General features: G+C 60.3%; 14 protein-coding genes. All 14 read right to left on the bottom strand.

Annotated features, from left to right (window positions below):
* Window positions 1-71: 71 nt before the first annotated feature.
* Window positions 72-1,160, bottom strand: coding sequence for a tyrosine-type recombinase/integrase (locus ACFQ24_RS04700; protein ID WP_380909346.1), 1,089 nt, complete (start codon window positions 1,158-1,160; stop codon window positions 72-74).
* On the bottom strand, window positions 1,090-1,329 hold the full coding sequence (locus ACFQ24_RS04705; protein ID WP_380909348.1) for a helix-turn-helix transcriptional regulator: 240 nt from the start codon (window positions 1,327-1,329) through the stop codon (window positions 1,090-1,092). The genes ACFQ24_RS04700 and ACFQ24_RS04705 overlap by 71 nt, the downstream gene beginning before the upstream one ends.
* A gap of 2 nt (window positions 1,330-1,331) precedes the next feature.
* Window positions 1,332-1,628: a hypothetical protein gene (locus tag ACFQ24_RS04710; RefSeq protein WP_380909350.1), complete on the bottom strand. Its 297-nt coding sequence runs from the start codon at window positions 1,626-1,628 to the stop codon at window positions 1,332-1,334.
* Window positions 1,625-1,945, bottom strand: a complete 321-nt coding sequence (locus tag ACFQ24_RS04715) for a hypothetical protein (protein WP_380909352.1) — start codon at window positions 1,943-1,945, stop codon at window positions 1,625-1,627. Before ACFQ24_RS04715 ends, ACFQ24_RS04710 begins: the two co-directional genes overlap by 4 nt.
* Window positions 1,942-2,226, bottom strand: coding sequence for a hypothetical protein (locus ACFQ24_RS04720; protein ID WP_380909354.1), 285 nt, complete (start codon window positions 2,224-2,226; stop codon window positions 1,942-1,944). Before ACFQ24_RS04720 ends, ACFQ24_RS04715 begins: the two co-directional genes overlap by 4 nt.
* A gap of 165 nt (window positions 2,227-2,391) precedes the next feature.
* Window positions 2,392-3,069 (bottom strand): hypothetical protein, encoded by a 678-nt coding sequence (locus ACFQ24_RS04725; protein ID WP_380909356.1) that lies wholly within the window; start codon window positions 3,067-3,069, stop codon window positions 2,392-2,394.
* Window positions 3,062-3,259: a hypothetical protein gene (locus ACFQ24_RS04730; protein WP_380909358.1), complete on the bottom strand. Its 198-nt coding sequence runs from the start codon at window positions 3,257-3,259 to the stop codon at window positions 3,062-3,064. The genes ACFQ24_RS04725 and ACFQ24_RS04730 overlap by 8 nt, the downstream gene beginning before the upstream one ends.
* Window positions 3,256-4,017, bottom strand: a complete 762-nt coding sequence (locus tag ACFQ24_RS04735; RefSeq protein WP_380909360.1) for a hypothetical protein — start codon at window positions 4,015-4,017, stop codon at window positions 3,256-3,258. Before ACFQ24_RS04735 ends, ACFQ24_RS04730 begins: the two co-directional genes overlap by 4 nt.
* Window positions 4,014-4,253 carry a hypothetical protein gene (locus ACFQ24_RS04740; RefSeq protein WP_157102632.1) on the bottom strand — a complete coding sequence of 80 codons (240 nt, stop codon included), beginning with the start codon at window positions 4,251-4,253 and terminating at the stop codon, window positions 4,014-4,016. Before ACFQ24_RS04740 ends, ACFQ24_RS04735 begins: the two co-directional genes overlap by 4 nt.
* A 183-nt stretch (window positions 4,254-4,436) precedes the next feature.
* Entirely contained in the window at window positions 4,437-4,850 is a 414-nt protein-coding gene (locus ACFQ24_RS04745) for a hypothetical protein (RefSeq protein WP_380909362.1), read from the bottom strand.
* Window positions 4,851-5,151: 301 nt separating this feature from the next.
* Window positions 5,152-5,385, bottom strand: coding sequence for a hypothetical protein (locus ACFQ24_RS04750; RefSeq protein ID WP_380909364.1), 234 nt, complete (start codon window positions 5,383-5,385; stop codon window positions 5,152-5,154).
* A gap of 14 nt (window positions 5,386-5,399) precedes the next feature.
* Entirely contained in the window at window positions 5,400-5,798 is a 399-nt protein-coding gene (locus tag ACFQ24_RS04755) for a recombination protein NinB (RefSeq protein ID WP_380909366.1), read from the bottom strand.
* 375 nt (window positions 5,799-6,173) lie between these two features.
* Window positions 6,174-6,428, bottom strand: a complete 255-nt coding sequence (locus ACFQ24_RS04760) for a hypothetical protein (protein ID WP_380909368.1) — start codon at window positions 6,426-6,428, stop codon at window positions 6,174-6,176.
* Between the two features lies 1 nt (window position 6,429).
* On the bottom strand, window positions 6,430-6,902 hold a 473-nt coding region (locus tag ACFQ24_RS04765), incomplete at its 5' end, for a Rad52/Rad22 family DNA repair protein (protein ID WP_380909370.1).

The raw sequence follows: 6,902 nt of genomic DNA on the forward strand, positions 1-6,902 counted from the left end.
CTTAACCGCCTGGTAAGGCGATACAAGGAAATACTGCGCCTCGCAGAGCGGTTTTGTTTTTGTTTGAAGAATCACGCTTTGTGCCCTTCCCATATTCTCATCGCGTCGGCCGCCAGTTTCCGCTGGTCGCGCTGACGGGAATAATACTCGACAAGCTGCAATGTCTGTCCGCTAATCGATGCCGTTTGGGCCACGGTGCATCCCGCCTCCAGTAGAGCGATGACGGCATTTTTGCGCAGCCCATGGGGAACGATCTTCGCCCCGCGATCCTTTGCCCACATCTGGATTATCCGGCGCAGCGCCTTGGCGTTCATGGCCGATCCGTCCGCCCCAATGATGATCGGGCCGATCTGCCGCGGCGTCCGATTCAGTTGTGCCTGCAATCGAGTATGGGCCGGTATCTCCAGTTCCTTTTCGGTTTTCTGCTGCTTCAAATGTATTTTGCCGTCGCGGATGTCCGAGAATTTGAGCGAGCATACATCACCGATCCGCTGGGCAGTGTAGTAGAGCAGGTGGACCGCTAGGCAGACTCGTTCGTCCTCGGCTGCGAGCGCCTGTACCAACAATGCCTCGGGCCACGGCAGATGCTCTCCCAGCTCGTTTAGGTCTATGTCTGCGCATGGATCGACGGTCACATGCCCGCGGCCACGCGCCCACTTGAATAGTGCCCGCGTCACCTTGAGCAGCATGTTGGCAGCACCGGGCTTGTCGGCCCTTTTGTCCACCATCAGCACGACATCGGCGCGTGTCACCTCCGCCGCGGGAGCCATGCCCATCAGGCGTTCCAGCTCGTTCAGATAGATGTCGTAGGTGCGCTGCGAGCCGTCTGACAGGTTGGTGTAGTCGCGACCCTTGCGGTATAGTCCGATCATGGAGGCGACGGTAATAACCGCGGCGGCATTGGATCGGCGGGTGCGATGCCCCATCATGGCGGAATATGCCGCACCGAATGCTGCCTTGTCGGCAATGTCAGGAAGCGCCGCAAACACCTTCTTGCCGCGGGCGTCGAGCGTCCCGGTGTCGAAATACCAGTAGCGCTTGCCTTTGCTGGTGCTCGTTTTGACGTAGGGCACGCCGGCGCGGGATTTCCTACCCATTGTAAAGCGGGCTCCCCTTGCGCCAGTCATTGGCAGCACGAACGCCGGTAAGCCGATCGACATATTCGTCCAGTTCGCTGCGGCTCCAATGCTCTGCGTTGCCCAGCATCACCGGGTGCGGCAATCGCCCCGCGGCGATCTCTCGCTCCAGTTCCGCGGCCGACAGGTCCAGATAGGCGCAAGCGGTGCCGCGCTTCATCATCCGCGGCCAGAAAGGAGCAAGCCTCCCCATCCCTACTCCTCCCTCGCCGCAGCGATCATGGCGGACCAAGCTTGCTCGAACATGGTTTGAGGCGACCTGTTCGACCACGACATATCGCTGCCTGCGCCTGTTGCATCGGTGGCAGCGTTGAGCATTTCCATGGTCGGCACTTCAAGGGCGCGGAGGGCGGCTTCGATCATCTTGCCGATTGCGTTCGGAGGCACGTTGCGCCCGTCACCATGCGTCAGATGCTCCATGATGTCAGCCGAGCCGCCATGCTCTATGTAGGCGACCAGAGCGGCGGCTTTAATGCTATCCACCATCTTCATCGCGCGGGTTCCTTGTTGAGGAGGGCCTTAACGCGAGCGCGCGTGGCGACGAAGTTGTCCCACAAGTCCTCTTCGTCGTCATCCTCAGCTTCGTCCCTGCGGTGCGGGCAAATGCTGGATGGCCGATCAGTGTCCGCCCATACGCACGTCATGTCATGAACCGCTTGGTAGAAAGCTCGCAACGCCTCCACCTCAGCAGAGAGGGCGCGGATCATATTGGCGGATTGTTCAGGCAACTTCGTCTGTTCGACGCCGCCAAAGGTGATGACGGATCGTTCAAGCACTATTGCCACGGCCAAAGGCAGTTCCTCGCTCATTCTTCCCGTCCTGTCTCAGGGGTGGTGCGGAGGGCTTCTGGAATGGGCATCCATCCGCTGAACATGCGATCGCTGCACCCGCCGTAGCCGGGGAATAAAGACCAGCCCATGTCATAGCCCGATGGCTCGGTGTACCCTTCGTGCCGGATGGCGAAGGTGCGGCCATGCCAAGCGTGGCTGTTGTACTCAGGATCAGGCTGATAGAACTGCGCCAAGATATAGCTGCGATCCTTCGGCGCTTCCGACATCGGGCGCAGAATGTCCTCACTCCCCATCGTCACCCTCCCCGCCCGGCTTCGACGCGAGGGCATCTGCTGAACGCCATTGACGTTGCATTTCAGGCGTGACGTTCTTCATCCCGCCAGCGTCAATGTTGCGTTGCCGGCAATAACCCCAATCGCGACAAGAGAATGGGCTGAAGCATCGGGATTGGCAGCGTAGCCCGCTCACGACCGCCCCTCCCCACCGTTGCGATGCGACTGTATCCGGGCCGACTCTTTCGCGTGATCTACCAACGCACCGGCGCGGCAAAGAGTGCAGCCACAGTCGGGGCTATGGGTATCCCCACCGTTGCCGGTTGCGAGTGCTTTGTCGGCATCATGGTGCCAATTGACATAGTGAGGCGGAACGATTTCCTTTGCGCGTTCGGTAGCGGCTACTATCTGCTCAAACTTGGCAGTCGGGATCAGCACGTAACCGGGATGATGAGCCTCGCTTGTCATATAGTCGTCAGCTATGCCTTCGCAGGCTTCGCGCAGCACAGGCTCGGCAGCGCCATTGGAAAGACGCAATGACATGGCCCGCTCTTTCCACGTCGCCAACTCGGTTTCCGCCGCCGCTAGCCGTTCTTTGTGCCAGCCAAGTTGAAACCACGGGTCGCTATCTTCGGTCGGCTTCCCGTCCGCGTCAACTTCATGCGAAGGGACAGGCTCGGCAGCATCGGTTGATGCGCGGAGGGCCTTTTCAAAGCGAGCGAAGGCTTGGACCAGCGAGCAATCATCCTCCATGCCATCGAGGATGTGCTGTACTTGTTGGCCGTCCATATCGCGGAGCCAAGCGCCGGCTGCTTCCCTCGCCTCTTGGCTTGGCTCCAGCGTTTCAGGCGGCGTGTTGTTGCTAGTCATTGTAGGGCGACTTTCTCACGCCGACGAGGGCGCGGGTCAGGTCCATGCTGGCACGCTTGGCAGCAGCAGTGGCGCGGGTGTCGGGATACTGCGCATCACGCAGCGTCTTGATTGCGGCGTCGGCCTTGGCAATGAAGCGTCGGGCCTCATTCTGAGCGTCCTTGATGCGCTCGATCTGTCTTGCGGTCATTGGGTACATAAATTCTCCTTCGCAGGTTGAGGCAGCAGATCGTCAATGATGGTGACGACTGCCTTAGTGTCGACGCGATATGGCGGGCTTCCCTCCCCCGCCCCCTGCTCGCTGACTGGCTGGGCGGCTAGGAAATCATCGGCAGTTTTCAAAAGGCCGTTGATGTCCTCATGCTTGTTTCCGTTTTGCACCCGAACGACCGCCGCGAGATTGGCGATGATGGATTTCGCCTGCGTATCCGCGCTGACTGGCTGGGCGGGTGCGGAGAGGGCGTTGATCTGATCCGCGAAGTTCTTGGCCGCCAACTCGCTATCAAATTCTGCGCAATAGCCGTTGATCTCGATCCGCCAGAACGGTTCGCCCGGCTCCTGCATAAAGTCGCCTGTGACGGTTTCGATCTGACGCACCTCGACACCAACCGACGCCTCCCCATCGACTTCACGCTCTGCCGGGAGGGGTGCGGGGAACGAGGCGAGGGCGCCCATGATCTTCTGGATTGCCACGTCCTGGCTGACGCCGCGCTGGCGCATGTCGTTCCACCAGCCGATACGAAGCGCAACCGCCTCCCCGCTCGATTGCGTGGGGCGGGAGAGAGACGCGATGGCCTGCAACAAAGGGTGATCCGAGCGCCAGTCGTGGGCGTCCGTATCAAGACCCCAGCCGCCTTGATGCATGAGATTTCGGATTACGTTGGCCAACTCGCGGTTTGCCCAGGTCGGCTCCAGCGCTGCCATCAGCGCACTGTTTTCGGCGGTCATGGGGTTGGTTCCTTCATTGCCCAGCCCGTCCCCGCCATTGCCGCATTATATTCAGCGGCTGTCGGTTCGGGTCGCGGGTCGCGATAGTGGGGCTTGTGAGCGCGGCACAGATGACCGGGCTGCAAAATCTTCGGCTGGGCGTTTGGCAACTTCTCGCGACAGGCCGGGCATGGCACACCGAACGCTTTCCGTTCAGCCTGGCGCAAATCCTTCAGGTCGCGGAAGGCGTCGATCATGTCACTCATAAACCGCCCCATCGCTCTTGCCATGCTTCCACACGGACGTTGACGTTCCAGACGGTTGCCTCTTGCGACGATCGCTCAGCACAATCGGGGGATTGCGATCACCGGCGCTGTGGACCGCCCGCCAGCGATGTTCGCCGGGGCGAATTGCTCGCGCGGGGGTGGAGGGGTGGCGGTTCATGCGAGCCTCACCTTGCTGTTGCGTTGGAATTGACCGAAGCTTAGGCTGTCATCGACATCGCTGATGTCGAGCCATTTCGAATAGCGCGCCTTTGCCCGCGATATGGCGACGACCTCCATCTGGTAGCCAGCATACGACACGATCCAGCGCCGATGCTTGTCGCCTACGGCTTTGAGGTGCACCGCCAAAGCTGCCCGCCCTTCCGCAGTGACCGAGAAATATTCCCCTTCCCTCGTCTTGCCATCGCTCTGCCAATGCGGGGAGGATGCCATCTCACGACGGAGGTCGGTGTCCCCAATCACGTAGAAATAGTTGCGGTACGTTTCAGAGCGAGGATCGACCGGGCGGCCAAGCGCATGGTCGATGTGATCCATCGCCTTGTCTTCGAGATAGCGGTTGACCTGCGTCATCTCTCAAAATCTCCCGCAGTGACGATTTCCCATTTCGTCACCGCTATGCTGCCCATGTCCGCTTGGGGGTTCGTGCGGGGGGAGGCGGTTGATTCATTCCAGCCCGTGCACGTCGCGATCGTCGCGGCGCCTGTCGCGGGCGGTGTCGTATGGGTCGCCGTCTTCCTCGATGTCGCAATCGCCATCGCAAAGCGGCTGTCCGCCGTTGAAGCATTGCTCCGAATGGCAATCAGGCTCGTCGCAGTGGTCACAGCCGCAGCCGCTAAACTCGTCGGAGCCGCAGCACAGAAAGCCGCAAGCGTTACACAAGCTCCGTCTCCCGCTTCTTGCCGCGCCGGGCTTCTGCGCTGGCGATGACGGCCTTCAAGCGGCCTGCATCCTGACGGGCGACGCGCTCTTTGAGGGGAGCCAATTCCGCATAGGCATCGGCATATTTGCTGAAGATCGAGGTCTTCTCGGCCTCTAGCCTGGCCACAATCCTCTCATGCTCCGCCAGCGATATGACCGGCTCCTTGCGCTTGAATATGTTCAGCATGTGGGTTTCTCCCTTTAGGCGGCGGACGGAATTTCGTCGGACAGGGCGATGCCTTTCTCGGCCGCGAACGAGAAAATCGCTTCAATCAGGTCGGAAAATTCGAGTTTAGTCAGACGCGAGGAACGGTAGCCCAGAGGCACAACCCCCTGCCCGTCCAGCGTCGGTTCAAACGTGCATTTGAAGCCAACCGAGTGCATAAACAGGGCTTTCCAGGTATCGGTGTCCAGCATTCGCCCATCTGGCTTTGCTCGACTGATCTGGCTCAAAAGCGCCCATAGCAACGCGTTTTGATCGCTGGTCCTCTTGGCCTCTTTGATGTTCAGAATTGCGCCTTGTGGAGCCTGCTCGATCAAGCGTTGGGCCTGTGCCCGCTTGAACGGTGAATTGAGGATAATGGTCTGACCATTAGCCACGGCTTTCCTCCCATGCCCGACGCCCCGGCCATGCGTTCCAGTAGGCTTTGCTGTCCTCTAGGGCGTTGATCCGGTAGTTCGCTTCGAAGCGGGGCCACGACCAATCCGTCTGCTCTTTATGATGGCCCGCACACATTGGGATGCAGTAACGGTCATGGACCTTTGAGCCGGTCCCTTTGCCATCAGCGGGATCAACGCTTTCGTCGCTGCCCGCGTAATCGACGTGGCAAGCCTGTATCTTGCCCCAGCATCCGCCACGGTCGTCCAGTCGGCATGGGCGCCCACGGAGCCATTGCAGAAAGCTGGGCGCGCGTTTCCAAAGATCAACGCGGTGGCTGTTCTTCTTGCGCGGGGCGAAGGCGGATGAGCGGAGCATCAGAAAGGCACACCATCCGATCCGAGATCGTCATCATAAGACGTCGATCCGCTACCGCCGCGACGGTCGCCATCCTTGGGCAGCGGTTCGCGCAGCATGATCTTGAACTGGCCTTCCACCGGGGCTGGCATGGCGTCCAGAAGGACCGTCCAACCCTTGCCGTCCTTGTTCGGGAACGCGGCTCCGATCTTGGTGAAAAAGCTCTTGCGGTCGCGGCCTTCGCGGACAGCCAGTGCGTCGAGACGTTCGGTCATGTTATGCTGCTTTCTTCTTCTTGGAGAGGGCGTTCATCGCTTCTTCGAAGCGCGATTGCGGAATATGCTTGAGGCTCTGGACCTTCATGAAAGCGCAGAAAGCCTGAAGATCAGCGCCAACATCATCGGCGGCATTCTGAAGGCGGGTAAGCTCTTCGCGAGATACAAGCCGCTCGTCAGTCGTGACGGTTCCACGCGGAAGAACGGGGGCTACAACGTTGCCGGCAGCCGCGTTTAGCTGCGCCGCCCCGCGCGCCGTCCAGCGCTTCCACATCTTCTTGCCGTTCTTCTCGTAGCTCTCGCACTCGGCCCAAACGGCATCCATGTCGTAGAGGTAGCGGCCCACGCCCCATTTGACGGCGGCGCGCTTGAAGGCGTCGGAGACGGCCCCCTTCTGGCCTTCGACATCCGTGTCCCCTGCCCCGTCAGACTTGCTGATCCATTCGTCACCGCACTTGATGGCGATGGTGCAGA

Origin of the sequence: Sphingobium olei (assembly GCF_042678845.1) — a bacterium.
In the GTDB taxonomy this organism is placed as follows: Bacteria; Pseudomonadota; Alphaproteobacteria; order Sphingomonadales; family Sphingomonadaceae; genus Sphingobium; species Sphingobium olei.